We start from the raw sequence: 14,470 nt of genomic DNA, 5'->3' as shown, positions 1-14,470 counted from the left end.
GACAAATGTTAGCAGTCGCCGCGCGCGCCGGTTTCGCCCGTGCTTGCACCGACTTGCGCAATCTTCTTCAACGGCGCTTGACAGTCCGGCGGCAGGCTGGAATATACGGCGATCGCGGCAGTGCGGGCAGTGGCCCGCCACTGCGCGCCGGGGGAAGGACGCATGACGGAACACGAAAGCCGCGCCGGCAGCCTTGAAGGCCTGCGGGTGATGGTCATCGACGATTCGAAGACGATCCGGCGTACCGCCGAGACGCTGCTCAAGCGCGAGGGCGCGGACGTGGTGACGGCGGTGGACGGCTTCGAGGCGCTCGCCAAGATCGCCGACCAGAAGCCGCAGATCATCTTCGTCGACATCATGATGCCGAGGCTGGACGGCTACCAGACCTGCGCGCTGATCAAGAACAACCAGCTGTTCAAGAACACGCCGGTGATCATGCTGTCCTCCAAGGACGGCCTGTTCGACAAGGCGCGCGGCCGCATCGTCGGCTCCGAGCAGTACGTGACCAAGCCATTCACGCGCGAGGAACTCCTCGACGCGATCCGCACCCATGTCAAGGCGTGAAAGGGGGAACCGCCGTGGCCCGAATCCTGTTGATCGAAGACTCGCCGACCGATACCGCGGTGCTCACCCAGCTGCTTGAGCGCAACGGCCACGAGGTGCTGGCCGCGTCCAGCGCCGAGGACGGCATCGAGACCTGCAAGCGGGAACAGCCCGACCTGGTGCTGATGGACGTGGTGCTGCCCGGCATGAACGGCTTCCAGGCCACGCGCGCGCTGGGTCGCGATGGCGGCACCAAGGAGATCCCGGTCCTGATCGTGAGCACCAAGGGCATGGAGACCGACCAGGCCTGGGGCATGCGCCAGGGCGCCAAGGGCTACCTGGTCAAGCCGGTGAAGGAAGACGTGCTGATCAACGAGGTCAACCGCCTGCTGGGGGCAGCGGGATGACCGAGCATCGCGACCCGTTCGCGATGCTGCTCGACTTCGAGCAGCGCAGCCTCGCGCACGTCGCGGGCCTGCCCGAGCAGTTCGACGCACCGGGCCTGTGGCGCGGCGTCGGCTACCGGATCGGCGAACGCAGGCTCGCGTCGGCCTTCGACGAAGTGCTGGAGATCCTGCCGCTGCCGCAGATCACGCCCGTGCCAGGCGCGCAGGCGTGGATGCTGGGCGTCGGCAACGTGCGCGGCAACCTGCTGCCCATCGTCGACCTCAGGCAGTTCCTCGAAGGCGAGCGCACCGTGCTGCACGAAACGCAGCGGGTGCTGATCGTGCGCCAGCCCGACGGCAACGTCGCGGTCACGATCGACGAGCTGTACGGCCAGCGCGGCTTCCACGACGACCAGCAGGTCGACGCCGGGTCGGTGGCGCAGGGCCGCTACGCGCACTTCATCGAGCGCGCCTACCGGCACGCGGACCAGGACTGGGGCGTCTTCAGCCTGGCCAGGCTGGCCCGCACGCCGGAATTCAGACAAGCCGCGGCCTGACGGTCGCGTCCAGCAGCACAGAAGCAGGGGCAGGGGTAAGGGACCATGAGCACAGTAGTCGACACGGTCGCCGGCAAGGGGCGCGGGCTGGGGAGCAACTTCTGGATCGCGGCGCTGGTCACGACGCTCGTGATCTTCGGCGCCAACACCGGCTACGCCGGCTGGAAGGCGGCACGCCTGGGCGGCGCCAGCACCGCGGCCTCGAGCCTGCAGGTGAACTCGCAGCGGCTGGCCAACCAGGCGCGGGAAGCGGTCGCTGGCAATGCCGCCTCCTTCACCGCGTTCAAGGACACCAAGGGCCGCATCGACAGCGACGTCGAGCAGCTCAACGCCAACTTCGGCAGCACCACCGGCGTCGCCGGGCCGATCCAGACCGTGACCGCGACCTGGACGCCGCTGGCCGCCAGCGCCGAGCAGGTGGCGGCGAGCGAACAGGCGGTGAGCGGTTTCGCGACCAACGCCCAGCGCTTCACGCAGGCGGTGCCGCAGCTGCAGGCCCAGCTCGACGAACTGGTGCGCGCGATGTCCTCGAGCGGCTCGCCCGCCTCCCAGGTCTACATCGCGCTTCGCCAGAACGTGCTGGCCGGCAACATGGCGCGACGCGTCGCCGAGATCCAGGCCGGCGGCAGCGGCGCCTCGATGGCGGGCGACGCGCTGGCGCGCGACGTGGGCGTGTTCGAGCAGGTGCTCGAGGGCCTGCGTTCGGGCGACCAGGCGATGAACGTGCAGGCGCTGAACAACAGCGGCGCGGTCGCCGCGCTCAACCAGGCGGCCGAACGCTGGACGGCGATGAAGCAGGACCTGGACGCGATCATCGCCAGCGCCCCGGCGCTGTTCCAGGCCCAGGCCGCGTCGGCCGCGCTCACCACCGGCTCGGACAAGCTGCTGTCCGATGCGCAGGACCTGTTCTCGGCGTTCACCGCGTTCGGCTCGCTCAACGACAAGAGCCTGTTCGGCAACGTCTGGATCAGCATCATCTCCGGCCTGCTCGCCATCGTCGCGCTGGGCGGCCTGCTCTGGTCGCTGAACCGCGCGCAGCGCAAGCGCTACGAAGACACGATGGAGCTGAACAACCGCAACCAGGAGGCGATCATGCGCCTGCTGGACGAAATCGGTGCGCTCGCGGAAAACGACCTGACGGTGAAGGCGACCGTCACCGAAGACATGACCGGCGCCATCGCCGACTCGATCAACTTCGCGGTCGAGAACCTGCGCGACCTGGTGGGCACCATCAACGACACCTCGGCGCAGGTGGCATCGAGCGCGCAGGAGACGCAGGCCACCGCCATGCACCTGGCAGAGGCCGCCGAGCACCAGGCGCAGGAGATCAACTCCGCGTCCAACCGCATCAACGAGATCGCCTCGAGCATCGACCAGGTCTCGCGCAACTCGGCCGAATCGGCGGACGTGGCGCAGCGCTCGGTGCAGATCGCGACCAAGGGCGCCGGCGTGGTGCGCGAGACGATCGCCGGCATGGACTCGATCCGAGACCAGATCCAGGAGACCTCCAAGCGCATCAAGCGCCTGGGCGAGAGCTCCCAGGAAATCGGCTCGATCGTGGAACTGATCAACGACATCTCCGAGCAGACCAACATCCTCGCGCTCAACGCGGCCATCCAGGCGGCGTCGGCCGGCGAGGCGGGTCGCGGATTCGCGGTGGTGGCCGACGAAGTGCAGCGACTCGCCGAACGCGCCTCGAACGCGACCAAGCGGATCGAGGCGCTGGTGCAGACGATCCAGTCCGACACCAACGAGGCGGTCAGTTCGATGGAGCAGACCACCTCGGAAGTGGTCGCCGGTGCGCGACTGGCGGAGGACGCGGGTACCGCGCTGGGCGAGATCGAAAGCGTGTCGAGCAACCTCGCCGGCCTGATTCTCGGGATCTCCACCGCGGCCAAGCAGCAGTCGGCGGCGGCGACCAACATCACCGAGACCATGAACACGATCCAGTCGATCACCGCGCAGACCTCGCAGGGCGCGAACCAGACGGCGCAGTCGATCGGCAACCTCGCGCAGCTGGCCGCCAACCTGCGTCGTTCGGTCGCCGACTTCAAGCTGCCGGCCTGAGCACGGAGCCAGGACTCGGGATGAACGCGACGACCACCGGTCGCAGGCCGACGCACGCCGACACGCGCGGGGTGAAGCGATGACTGCGCTGCGCGAGGCCCTCGAACACACCGCGCTGGGCTGGATCAAGCCGGAGCTCGACGAAACCCTGCGGCTGGCCAAGGCCGAGCTGGAGGACTATGTCGAGGACCCGGCCGACGTCGGTCGCATGCGGCTGTGCGCCGGCTACCTGCACCAGGTGCAGGGCACGCTGCGCATGGTCGAGCTGTACGCGCCGGCGATGGTGGCCGAGGAGATGGAGCAGGTCGCGCTGGGCCTGCACGGCGGCACCGTCGCCGACCGCGATGGCGCCTGCGCCGCGCTGCTGCGCGGCATCGTGCTGCTGCCCGACTACCTCGAACGGCTGCAGGGTGGGCATCGCGACATCCCGATCGTGCTGCTGCCGCTGCTCAACGAGCTGCGCGCCGCGCGCGGCGAGAGCCTGCTCAGCGAGAGCGTGTTGTTCTCGCCCGACCTGGAGCGCCCGCTCCCGGGCGCGATCGCGGCCGCCGGCGCGGCCTCCAACGACGACATGCCGCCCCTGCTCGAAGCGCTGCGGCGCGAGATCGGGCAGTGGCAGGAACACACGCCGGCGACGGCGCTGTCCAGCCTGGCCCCTGCGCTGGAGGGCCTGCTGGGCCACGTCCGCCAGGTGCCGGTGCAGCGCATGCTGTGGGTCGCCACCGGCGTCGCGCGCGCCGTGGCCGATGGCGCGCTGCCGGCCTCGCCGGCGCTGCGCAAGGTATTCGCGGGCGTCGAGCGCGAGGCGCGCCGCGCCCTGCTCGACAACGACGGCTATGCCGAGGCCAGCGGCGAAGGCGCGCAGGAACCGACGCGGCAGCTGCTCTACCACGTCGCCCACCAGCCCGACGACGGCCATCCGGCGCTGCGCGAGCTCCGCCAGGTCTTCGAACTCGAGGCGGCGCTGCCGACCCAGTCCGAACTCGAACACGCCCAGGGCAGCATCAGCGGACGCAACCGCGCGCTGCTCGATACCGTCTCCGCGGCGGTGAAGGACGACCTGCTCCACGTCAAGGACGCGCTCGACCTGCACCTGCGCACCGGCTCGGACGACCTGGCCGCGCTGCAGCCCCATGCCGAGACCCTGGGCCGCGTGGCCGACACGCTGGGCATGCTCGGGCTCGGCGCGGCGCGCAAGGTGGTGCAGCAGCAGCGCGACGGCCTGCAGGCGATCCTCGACGGCGCGGTCGCGGCGAACGAGGACGCGCTGCTGGATGTCGCCGGGGCATTGCTTTACGTCGACGCCACGCTGGACGACCAGGTGGCGCGACTGGGGGCGGCCGAGTCGGCCGGCGCCGACGGCGAACCGTTCGCCGGCGAAGCGCGCCAGGTGGTCGATACCATCGTGCGCGAGGCGATCGCCAATTTCGTGCAGGCCCGCCAGGCCCTGGTGGCCTTCGTCGAAACGAGCTGGCAGCACGAGCAGCTCAGCGACGTGCCGCGCCTGCTCGACGAGGTCGCGGGCGCGCTGCGGATGATGGAGCTGGCGCAGCCGGCCGATTATCTGGTCGCCGTCAGCCGCTATACCCAGAACGAACTGATCGCACGCCAGCGCGTGCCCAATGGTCGCCAGCTGGACACGCTGGCCGACGCGCTGGCCAGCCTGGAGTACTACCTGGAAGCGCTGCGCGAGCAGCGCGGCAACCGCGACGAGATCCTGGACATCGCGCGCGGCAGCCTGGAGGCACTCGGCTACTGGCCGCTGCCCGAACCGGTGGCGCCGCCGGCGGCGCAGCCGGAGCCCGGGCATGACGAGGAAACCGCGGCGGCGTCCACCGACGTTTCCGCGGCCCTGGCCGAGCCGGTCGAAGCGGCTGCCGTCGCCGAGCCGGTGGCGCTCCCGGTATCGACCCCGGTCGAGATCGAGGTGGCCGCCCCGGTCCGGACAGCGGACCTGCCGGTGGGGCCGGTAGCGGGCGGCTTCGAAACCGTCGGCGAGGAGATCGACGAGGAGATCCGCGAGGTCTTCCTCGAGGAGTTCGCCGAGGAGATCGACAACCTCGACGCGCTGCTGCCGCAGTGGCGCTCGGTGCCCGAGGACATGGAGCGCCTGCGCCCGATCCGGCGCGTGTTCCACACCCTCAAGGGCAGCGGACGGCTGGTCGGCGCCCGCGCGCTGGGCGAGTTCAGCTGGAAGATCGAGAACATGCTCAACCGCGTGCTCGACCGCTCGCGTCCGCCGAGTCCGGCGGTGATCGCGATGGTCGACCGTGCGTTCTACACGCTGCCCGAGCTGCAGGCGGCCTTGCGCGGCGAACGCGGCGTGTCCACCGACCTCGAGGCGCTGCAGGACGCCGCCGATCGCATCGCGTCCGGCGACGAGACGATGCCGCCCGAGGCCGCGCCGGCCGTCGTGCATGCGCCGCTGGTGGACGAGATGGCCCAGCCTGCGCCGGATGCGGTCGAGCCGCAGCCCGAGCCCGAGCCCGAGCCCGAGCCCGAGCCGCAGCCCGAGCGCGTGCCGGCCAGCATCGACGCGCTGCTGCTGGAGATCCTCGACGCCGAGGTGCAAGGGCACCTGCAGACCGTCGATGCCTGGGTCGCGCAGGCCCGCGTCGGAGACAGCCACGGCAGCGATGCGCTGCTGCGGGCGCTGCACACGATGAACGGCGCCTTCGCGATGACCGAAGTGCCGGTCATCAACAGCGTGCTGGGTCCGGCCGAGCACTACGCGCGGCGCCTGCTGGCTTCGCAGGCCATGGCAGCGCCGGAGGGCATCGACGCCGTCGCCGAACTGTCGGTGGCGGTGCGTGAGACGGTGGAGATCCTGAAGGGGCCGGCGCCTGCGCTGGCGCCGCAGGACGCGCTGGCGGCGCGGCTGGTCGCGCTGCGCGACAGCCTGCCCGAAGCCGCCAGCGGCCTGGCGTCGCTGGTGGACGCGCAGGGACTGGAGGAAGCGGCCGGCGCCGAAGCGCCGGCGCTGACCACCGACGATCTCAGCGCCTACCTGGATCTTGCGGACGATATCGCGATCGAGCGGACCGTGGAGTCCGCTGTCCAGGACGATGCGCCTGGCGGGGAGGTCTCCGGTGCGTCCGGAACCGATCTGCCGGCCGATGCGTTGCAGGACGGCGCGCAGACGGTCGATGCTGGAATTCCCGAAACCGGGGGCCTGGGGATCGCGGCAACCGCAGGCGTCGATGCCGGTGTTCCCGTGGAGGGCCTCGAGGTAGCGAACCTGGATTCCGTGCGTCTCGAAGCAGAGCGCCTCGAAGCAGAGCGCCTCGAAGCGGGGCGCCTCGAAGCCGAGCGCCTCGAGGCCGAGCGCGTCGAAGCCGAGCGCGTCGAAGCAGAGCGACTGGAAGCCGAGCGCCTCGAAGCCGAGCGTCTTGAAGCGGAGCGTCTCGAAGCCGAGCGCCTCGAAGCAGAGCGCCTCGAAGCAGAACGTCTCGAAGCAGAACGTCTCGAAGCAGAACGTCTCGAAGCGGAGCGCCTCGAAGCGGAGCGCGTCGAAGCAGAGCGCCTCGAAGCAGAGCGCCTCGAAGCAGAGCGCCTCGAAGCAGAGCGCCTCGAAGCAGAGCGCCTCGAAGCAGAGCGCCTCGAAGCCGAGCGCCTCGAGGCCGAGCGCGTCGAAACAGAGCGTCTCGAAGCAGAGCGCCTCGAAGCCGAGCGCCTCGAAGCAGAGCGTCTCGAAGCAGAGCGGTTCGAAGCAGAGCGGTTCGAAGCAGAGCGGTTCGAAGCAGAGCGGTTCGAAGCAGAGCGGTTCGAAGCAGAGCGGTTCGAAGCTGAGCGCCTCGAAGCAGAGCGCCTCGAAGCAGAGCGTCTCGAGGCAGAGCGTCTCGAAGCGGAGCGCCTCGAAGCGGAGCGCCTCGAAGCGGAGCGCCTCGAAGCGGAGCGCCTCGAAGCGGAGCGCCTCGAAGCGGAGCGCCTCGAAGCAGAGCGCCTCGAGGCAGAGCGCCTCGAAGCGGATCGCGTCGAAGCGGAGCGCGTCGAAGCAGAGCGACTGGAAGCCGAGCGCCTCGAAGCCGAGCAGCACGAAGCCGAAGCCGAAGCCGTGGAACCGGAGCCGGAGGTCGAAGTCGCCGACGCCGACGACGCGGTCGCCCACGACGAAGCGCCCGTTGCCGAGTCGGCGGCCGAGCCGGCGGCGGAACTCCAGCCGTCCGTGCCCGCCGGCATCGACGCGGCCGTGGCCGCACTGCTGGCCCGCGTGCTGGCCAGCGACGATCCCGACGAGCCTTTCGACACCTCGCGCCTGGACATCGAGCTGCTCGACATCTTCCTGGAGGAGAGCGGCGATCTGCTCGACCATGCCGACACGGCACTGACGCAGCTGCGCGAGTCCCCGGATTCGCGCGAACCGCTGATCGCGCTGCAGCGCGACCTGCACACGCTCAAGGGCGGTGCACGCATGGCCGGCGTCTTCACCATCGGCGAACTCGGCCACGCGATGGAGTCGATGCTCGAAGCGGTGGTCGAACAACGCTGCGAACTCGACCGGACCGGGATCGGCCTGCTCGAAGGCGGTTTCGACCGCCTGCATGCCATGGTCACGCGGGTTGCCGAGCGGCGTGCGATCGACATGCCGCAGGCGCTGATCGACGCGTTCAACGCGCTGGCCCGCGGCCGCCCGCTGCTGGCCGCGGAGGCGACGCCAGAGCCGGCCGCTGCGCAGAAGCCCGAGCTGGCGCCGCTGTCCACGCCCATCAACGACCTCGGTGCCGACGACGACACGGCGATCCGCGCGCCGCAGGAGCAGGTGCGCATCCGCGCCGACCTGCTCGACCGCCTGGTCAACTACGCGGGCGAGGTGGCGATCTACCGCGCCCGCCTGGAACAGCAGCTCGGCGCGTTCCGCTCGGCGATGAACGAGATGGAGCAGACCAATACGCGTCTGCGCGACCAGCTGCGCCGCCTTGAAATCGAAACCGAGGCCCAGATCATCGCGCGCTACCAGCGCGAGGGCGACGCCGGCGACGCCAGCTTCGACCCGCTGGAGCTCGACCGCTTCTCGACCCTGCAGCAGCTTTCGCGCGCGCTGGGCGAGTCGGCGGCCGACATGACCAGCCTGCAGCAGACGCTGGACGACCTGACGCGCCAGTACGAAACCCTGCTGCTGCAGCAGTCGCGGGTGAGTTCGGACCTGCAGGAAGGGCTCATGCGCACGCGCATGGTGCCGTTCGACGCGCTGGTGCCGCGCCTGCGCCGCGTGCTGCGCCAGGCCGCGTCGGATACCGGCAAGCAGGTGCAGCTCAAGCTCGACGGCTCCCAGGGCGAGCTCGACCGCAACGTGCTCGAACGCATGACCGCGCCGCTGGAGCACATGCTGCGCAACGCGGTCGCGCACGGCATCGAATCCCCCGAGCGCCGCCGCGAGGCGGGCAAGGGCGAGGAGGGCACGGTCCGCATCGCGGTGCGCCGCGAGGGTTCGGAAGTCGTGCTGGAGATCGGCGACGACGGGTCCGGCCTCGACCGCGGCGCGATCCGCCGCCGCGCCGAGGAACGTGGCCTGGTGCGCACCGACGCCGTGCTCAGCGACGGCGATCTGGACGCGCTGATCTTCGAACCCGGCTTCTCCACCGCCGACGAGGTCAGCCGCCTGGCCGGCCGCGGCGTGGGCATGGACGTGGTCGCCAGCGAAGTGCGCCAGCTCGGCGGCTCGCTCGACATCTCCACCCGGCGCGGCCAGGGCACCAGCTTCACCCTGCGGCTGCCGCAGACGCTCGCGGTCACCCAGGCGGTGTTCGTCCGCATCGGCGAGACCCAGTTCGCGGTGCCGATCGCCTCGGTCCGCGGCGTGGGCCGCATCGAACGCGATCGCCTGGCCTCCGGCGATGCGAGCTACAGCTACGGCGGCGAGGAGTACGCGCTGCACGACCTCGGACTGCTGGTCGGACATGCGCCGGCGCGTGCCGACGGCCACCTGCAGATGCCGCTGCTGCTGGTCCGCTCCGGCGAACTGCGCGCCGCGGTCGCGGTGGACGAGATCATCGGCAGCCGCGAAATCGTGGTGAAGCCGGTCGGTCCGCAGGTCGCTTCGATCCCGGGCATCTTCGGCGCCACCATCATGGGCGACGGCAGCGTCGTGGTGATCCTCGACGTCGCCCCGCTGGCCCGCCGCCACGCCGTGTTGCCGCGCGATACGGCGCCCGAGCCGCAGGCCGAACGCCGCCGCGTGCCGCTGGTGATGGTGGTCGACGACTCGGTGACGATGCGCAAGGTCACCGGCCGCGTGCTGGAACGCCACAACCTCGAGGTGCTCACGGCGAAGGACGGCATCGACGCGCTCGAGCGGATGGAAGAACGCGTGCCCGACCTGATGCTGCTCGACATCGAGATGCCGCGCATGGACGGCTACGAGCTGGCCCGGCAGATGAAGGCCGACCCGCGCCTGCGCGACGTGCTGATCATGATGATCACCTCGCGTACCGGCGAGAAGCACCGCCAGCGCGCCTTCGACCTGGGCGTGGACCGCTACCTGGGCAAGCCTTACCAGGAGCCGGAACTCATGCGCAACGTGCACGAACTGCTGAAGGTTTCGCATGGCCGCGAGTGAGGCCACGCCCCGCGTCGCGCTGCTCGCCCGCGCCGGAGAAGCCTGCGAGCGCATCGCCCAGGCGCTGCGCGACGCGGGCGCCGAACTGGTGCTGGTGGCCGACCCGATGCAGGCCGGCAGCGACGAGGTCCGCCGGGCACAGCCGCAGGCGGTGCTGGTGGCGCTGGAGCCGGCGATCGAGGACGCGATCGAACGCTACGAGGACGTGCTCGCCGATCCGGCCTACATGGTGATCTTCGAGGAGGCCGAGCAGGCCGCGCAGCGCAGCGGCTGGGATGCCGCGCGCTGGCTGCGCCACCTCTCGGCCAAGCTGCACCGCCACGACGACGTGCTCCCGGCCGGCGCCGAGCCGCCCGACGAGGTGCAACTCACCGCCGAACCGATGCCGGCGCAGTCGCCCCGCGTCGATTTCGACGATGCGATCGTGGCGCTGACCGACGAAGCCCAGGACCGTGCCGACGACGTGCCGCCCGACGGGCTGGAAGGCCTGCACGGGGCGGCCCCGCAGGGCCTGCCGACGGATCTGGAACTCGAGCCGCTGGCCGCGCCGGAGCTGTCCGCGCCCGCGGCCGACGCAACTGCCGCGGCAGGGGAGGCCCCGGTCGCCCTGGTGCTGGAGCCGGCGTTGGACGACAACGCCGCGATCGAGTGGGGCGGTACGCCGCTGGACCTGGTGCCGGACGGCGCCGACGGCGCGCTGGAGGCCACGGCCGTCTCCGATATCCCGGTGGAGTCGGACTCCGACATGCCGACCCTGTCGCTCGACGACGCAGGCGACGGACTGGATGCGCTGGCGTTCGATCCGGAACGCTTCAGCCGCGCCGGCCAGGCGGAAGGGGAAGCCGGCGGGATCGAGGAATTCCTGGCCGCCCAGATCGCCCGGACGCCCGACGCGGTCCAGGCCGACGCGGCGGTCGAAGCGCAGCAGGCCGGCGCCGCAGTCGATGCCGATCCCGCGCCGGCGGTGACCGGCCCGCGGGTGGATTTCTCCAGCCTCAGCCTGGTCGAGGACGACCACGTGCCCGCCGCGCGGGCTGCGCCGGCGAAGTCGGCACCCACGTTCGACCTGGAATCGCTGGGCGCGGGCCTGTCGCTGGTCGACCCGGACAGCTACGGCCACGGCAAGCGGCCCGGCCTGGTGCTGATCGAGGCCGGCCTGGGCGGCCCCGATGCGGTGCGTCAGATGCTGGCCGCGCTGCCTGCCGGCTTCTCCAAGCCGATCCTGATCCGTCTCGCGCTGGAAGGCGGGCGCTACGACCGCCTGGTCAAGCAGATGACCCGTGCGACCACGGCCCCGGTCGAGGTGGCCGAGTCCGGCGCCCGCGCCGCCGAGGGCAGCATCTATTTCGTTCCGCCGGGCCTGGGCATCCGCCCCGCCGGCGCCGGCTGGGCGTTCGAGGCCGGCGAGACGCTGGATCCCGCGTCGCTGCCCGCCGACGACAGCGCAGTGGTCTTCCTCAGCGGCGCCGATGTCGCGCTGGTGCCGCCGGTCGCCGGCGGGCAGTGGGCCGGCCTGGTGCTCGGGCAGACGCCGGACGACGGCTGCTACGACCCCGCGGCCGCGCGCGCGGCGATCGAGGCCGGCGCTTCCCCGGGCAGCCCCGGCGAACTGGCCGGGCAGCTGCTGGCGCGCTGGCCGGCGACGGGCGGGAACCCCCACACCGATCCGGACGGAACGCCGTGATGACTACCGCCACCTCCGACATCCGCGCCGTGCTGATCCAGACCGAAGCCGCGCGCCTGCTCCTGCCCAACGCCACGATTTCCGAGGTCTTGTCCTACGCCGAGCCCGACCCGATCGACAACGCGCCGGACTGGCTGCTGGGCACCATCCGCTGGCGCGGCTGGCGCCTGCCGCTGGTGGCGTTCGCGCCTTTCAGCGGGCAGGGTCCCGAGCAGGGCAGCCTCGGCCACAAGGTGGTGGTCCTCAAGACGCTCGGCGGACAGGCGACCATGCCGTACTTCGCCCTGCTCAGCCGCGGCTTCCCGCGCCTGGTGACCGTCTCGCGCGATCGCATGCTCGACGATGCGGAAGGGCAGGCGCTGGCTCCCGGCGTACGCGCCCAGGTGCGCTTCAACGACGAGCCGGCCCTGGTGCCCGACATCGACGGCATCGAACTGGCCCTGCGCGGCGCCCTGGCCGCCTGATTCTCAGGCGCGCAGGTCGCCGTACAGCGCCTGCAGCGCGGCGACCGCCGCCAGCCCGGCGGTCTCGGTGCGCAGGATGCGCGGGCCCAGGCGCAAGCCTTCGAAGCCCGCGGCGCGCAGGTGTTCGCGATCGCGAGGCGCCCAGCCGCCCTCCGGCCCGATCGCCAGCGCGACGTGACCGCCGGCCGCGTGCGCGGCATCCGACAGCGTGGTCAGCGCATGGTCCCCCTGCGGGTCGAGGGTGAGCCGCAGGCCGGCTTCCGGCACCGCGTCGGCGATCCGTGCGATGTCGAGCGGTTCGGCCAGCGCGGGCAGGCGCGCGCGGCCACACTGGCCGCAGGCCGAGGCGACCACGCCGCGCCAGTGCGCCAGGCGCTTGGCCAGGCGCGCACCGTCCAGCCGCACCTCGGTGCGCTCGGCGTCGACCGGCACGATCGCCGCGACCCCCAGTTCGGTGGCCTTCTGCAGGATCAGGTCCATCTTCTCGCCGCGCGCGATGCCCTGGACCAGGGTGATGCGCAGCGGCGATTCGGTCTCCACCACCCGGCGCTCCATCACCTCCACGACGCCCCCGCGCTTGTCGGCCTTGGTCAGGACGACCTCGTAGTCGTGGCCATCGCCGTTGAACAGCACGCAGCGGTCGCCTACGCGCAGCCGCAGCACGCGCAGCAGGTGGCTGGACGCCTCTTCCGGCAAGGCCAGGTGGACGCCCGGAGCAAGCGGCAGGTCGACGTAGCTGCGGGTCACGCGCATGGGCTGGAGCCGTCGGGAAGGGAAAGGTGGATGCGGCGCTGCGGGGCGAAAGGCTTCCGGCTCATGCCGTCGCCGCTTCGATCGCCGAACCGGTGACCGCAGCCAGCAGCTCCAGCTGCGCATCGTCGATGCAGTAGGGCGGCATCCAGTAGAGCACGTCGCCGAGCGGGCGCAGCAGCACGCCGCGCTCAAGCGCGTGCCGGTAGGCGTGCAGGCCGATCCGCCGCGACGGCTCGAACGGCGTGGCCCTGCGGCCGCCTTCGCACAGTTCGATCGCCAGGATCATCCCGGTCTGGCGCACGTCGGCCACGTGCGGCAGCGCGGCCAGCGGCGCGGCGAGCGTCGCCATGCGCTCGGCCGTGCGGCGGTTGCGCGCGAGCACGTCGTCGGCCGCGAAGATGTCGAGCGAGGCCAGCGCCGCCGCGCAGGCCAGCGGATTGCCCGTGTAGCTGTGCGAATGCAGGAAGGCGCGCTCGCGCGAGTCGTCGAGGAAGCCTTCGTAGATCGCGTCCGTCGCCAGCACCGCGGCCAGCGGCAGGAAGCCGCCGGTCAGGCCCTTGGACAGGCACAGCAGGTCGGGCTGGATGCCGGCCTGCTCGCAGGCGAACATCGTACCGGTGCGGCCGAAGCCGACCGCGATCTCGTCGGCGATCAGGAAGATGCCGTGCACGTCGCACAGTTCGCGCACGCGGCGCAGGTAGGCGGGATGGTGCATGCGCATGCCGCCCGCACACTGCACCAGCGGCTCGAGCACCAGCGCGCAGATCTCGCCGGCATGCTCGTCCAGCAGGTGCGCCAATGCGTCGGCCGCATCCTCGGCGCAGGCTTCGGCGCTCTGGCCCTCGCGCGCCAGGAAGGCGTCGGGCGAGGGCGCGAACACCGCTTCCATCAGCAGCGGCGCGTAGATGCGCCGGTACAGCGGGATGTCGCCGACCGACAGCGCGCCGATGGTCTCGCCGTGGTAGCCGTTCTGCAGCGCCACGAACTTTGTTCGGCGCGGTTCGTCGCCGCGGTTGCGGAACCAGTGGAACGCCATCTTCAGCGCGACCTCGATCCCGGCCGAGCCGTTGTCGGCATAGAACACCCGCGACAGGCGGGCGCGACCGGCCTGGCGCGGGGCGATGGCCAGCAGGCGTTCGGCCAGCTCCACCGCGGGCGGATGCGAACAGCCGGCCAGGATCACCTGCTCCAGGGTCGTCGCCTGGCGGGCGATCGCCGCGGCGATGCGCGGTTCGGCATGGCCGTGCAGGTTCACCCACCAGCTGCTCACCGCGTCCAGCGTGCGGCTGCCGTCGTGGCCCACCAGCCAGGCTCCGTTGCCGCGCGCGACCGGCAGCAGCGGCATCACGTCCGGGTGTTCGCGCATCTGCGTGCAGGGGTGCCAGAGCACCGCCAGGTCGCGCGACCGCCAGCGACCGGCCTCGTCTAGAATGGAGCCATCGTGATTCGACATGCCTCCA

Annotated in this window: 10 protein-coding genes and 1 pseudogene; 8 read left to right on the top strand and 3 right to left on the bottom strand. The window is 71.3% G+C overall.

The window, feature by feature from the left end:
• Positions 1–162 precede the first annotated feature (162 nt).
• The 5 genes and pseudogenes from pilG to ACFQ2D_RS15805 all read left to right on the top strand — a co-directional run.
• Complete coding sequence (gene pilG, locus ACFQ2D_RS15825; RefSeq protein ID WP_280942833.1) at positions 163–564, top strand: twitching motility response regulator PilG; 402 nt, start codon at positions 163–165, stop codon at positions 562–564.
• 14 nt (positions 565–578) lie between these two features.
• Complete coding sequence (locus ACFQ2D_RS15820; RefSeq protein ID WP_280942834.1) at positions 579–950, top strand: response regulator; 372 nt, start codon at positions 579–581, stop codon at positions 948–950.
• Positions 947–1,486: a chemotaxis protein CheW gene (locus ACFQ2D_RS15815; protein ID WP_280942835.1), complete on the top strand. Its 540-nt coding sequence runs from the start codon at positions 947–949 to the stop codon at positions 1,484–1,486. Before ACFQ2D_RS15820 ends, ACFQ2D_RS15815 begins: the two co-directional genes overlap by 4 nt.
• 45 nt (positions 1,487–1,531) lie before the next feature.
• Positions 1,532–3,553, top strand: a complete 2,022-nt coding sequence (locus ACFQ2D_RS15810) for a methyl-accepting chemotaxis protein (RefSeq protein ID WP_280942836.1) — start codon at positions 1,532–1,534, stop codon at positions 3,551–3,553.
• A 79-nt stretch (positions 3,554–3,632) separates the two neighbouring features.
• Positions 3,633–5,834 (top strand): annotated as a pseudogene (locus tag ACFQ2D_RS15805) (Hpt domain-containing protein); the annotation flags it as partial.
• A gap of 715 nt (positions 5,835–6,549) precedes the next feature.
• On the opposite strand, the gene ACFQ2D_RS15800 reads toward ACFQ2D_RS15805, so the two are convergent.
• Complete coding sequence (locus tag ACFQ2D_RS15800; RefSeq protein ID WP_386795721.1) at positions 6,550–7,752, bottom strand: pentapeptide repeat-containing protein; 1,203 nt, start codon at positions 7,750–7,752, stop codon at positions 6,550–6,552.
• Between ACFQ2D_RS15800 and ACFQ2D_RS15795 the strand changes: the two genes are divergently transcribed.
• From ACFQ2D_RS15795 to ACFQ2D_RS15785, 3 genes are read left to right on the top strand one after another with little or no spacing between them, the layout of a single operon-like run.
• Complete coding sequence (locus ACFQ2D_RS15795; protein WP_386795720.1) at positions 7,719–10,109, top strand: response regulator; 2,391 nt, start codon at positions 7,719–7,721, stop codon at positions 10,107–10,109. The two genes, ACFQ2D_RS15800 and ACFQ2D_RS15795, sit on opposite strands and share 34 nt — an antisense overlap.
• Entirely contained in the window at positions 10,096–11,793 is a 1,698-nt protein-coding gene (locus tag ACFQ2D_RS15790; RefSeq protein ID WP_280942838.1) for a chemotaxis protein CheB, read from the top strand. The genes ACFQ2D_RS15795 and ACFQ2D_RS15790 overlap by 14 nt, the downstream gene beginning before the upstream one ends.
• Positions 11,793–12,257 carry a chemotaxis protein CheW gene (locus tag ACFQ2D_RS15785; RefSeq protein WP_280942839.1) on the top strand — a complete coding sequence of 155 codons (465 nt, stop codon included), beginning with the start codon at positions 11,793–11,795 and terminating at the stop codon, positions 12,255–12,257. Before ACFQ2D_RS15790 ends, ACFQ2D_RS15785 begins: the two co-directional genes overlap by 1 nt.
• Before the next feature lie 3 nt (positions 12,258–12,260).
• On the opposite strand, the gene ACFQ2D_RS15780 is transcribed toward ACFQ2D_RS15785, so the two are convergent.
• Both ACFQ2D_RS15780 and bioA read right to left on the bottom strand, forming a co-directional pair.
• Positions 12,261–13,010, bottom strand: a complete 750-nt coding sequence (locus tag ACFQ2D_RS15780; protein ID WP_280942840.1) for a 16S rRNA (uracil(1498)-N(3))-methyltransferase — start codon at positions 13,008–13,010, stop codon at positions 12,261–12,263.
• A gap of 61 nt (positions 13,011–13,071) precedes the next feature.
• Positions 13,072–14,463, bottom strand: coding sequence for an adenosylmethionine--8-amino-7-oxononanoate transaminase (bioA, locus tag ACFQ2D_RS15775; protein WP_280942841.1), 1,392 nt, complete (start codon positions 14,461–14,463; stop codon positions 13,072–13,074).
• Positions 14,464–14,470: the final 7 nt, after the last annotated feature.

It is taken from the genome of Luteimonas composti (genome assembly GCF_042678665.1).
GTDB classification, from domain to species: domain Bacteria; phylum Pseudomonadota; class Gammaproteobacteria; order Xanthomonadales; family Xanthomonadaceae; genus Luteimonas; species Luteimonas composti.
The sequence above is the reverse complement of the archived record's forward strand: the minus strand, read 5'-3'. Positions and strand labels throughout refer to the sequence as shown.

What these genes read in the sequence shown, in the direction of transcription:
- pilG (WP_280942833.1), top strand. Translation starts at nt 163, where the DNA reads ATGACGGAACACGAAAGCCGCGCCGGCAGCCTTGAAGGCCTGCGGGTG.
- ACFQ2D_RS15815 (WP_280942835.1), top strand. Translation starts at nt 947, where the DNA reads ATGACCGAGCATCGCGACCCGTTCGCGATGCTGCTCGACTTCGAGCAG.
- ACFQ2D_RS15810 (WP_280942836.1), top strand. Translation starts at nt 1,532, where the DNA reads ATGAGCACAGTAGTCGACACGGTCGCCGGCAAGGGGCGCGGGCTGGGG.
- ACFQ2D_RS15790 (WP_280942838.1), top strand. Translation starts at nt 10,096, where the DNA reads ATGGCCGCGAGTGAGGCCACGCCCCGCGTCGCGCTGCTCGCCCGCGCC.
- ACFQ2D_RS15785 (WP_280942839.1), top strand. Translation starts at nt 11,793, where the DNA reads ATGACTACCGCCACCTCCGACATCCGCGCCGTGCTGATCCAGACCGAA.
- ACFQ2D_RS15780 (WP_280942840.1), bottom strand. Translation starts at nt 13,010, where the DNA reads ATGCGCGTGACCCGCAGCTACGTCGACCTGCCGCTTGCTCCGGGCGTC.
- bioA (WP_280942841.1), bottom strand. Translation starts at nt 14,463, where the DNA reads ATGTCGAATCACGATGGCTCCATTCTAGACGAGGCCGGTCGCTGGCGG.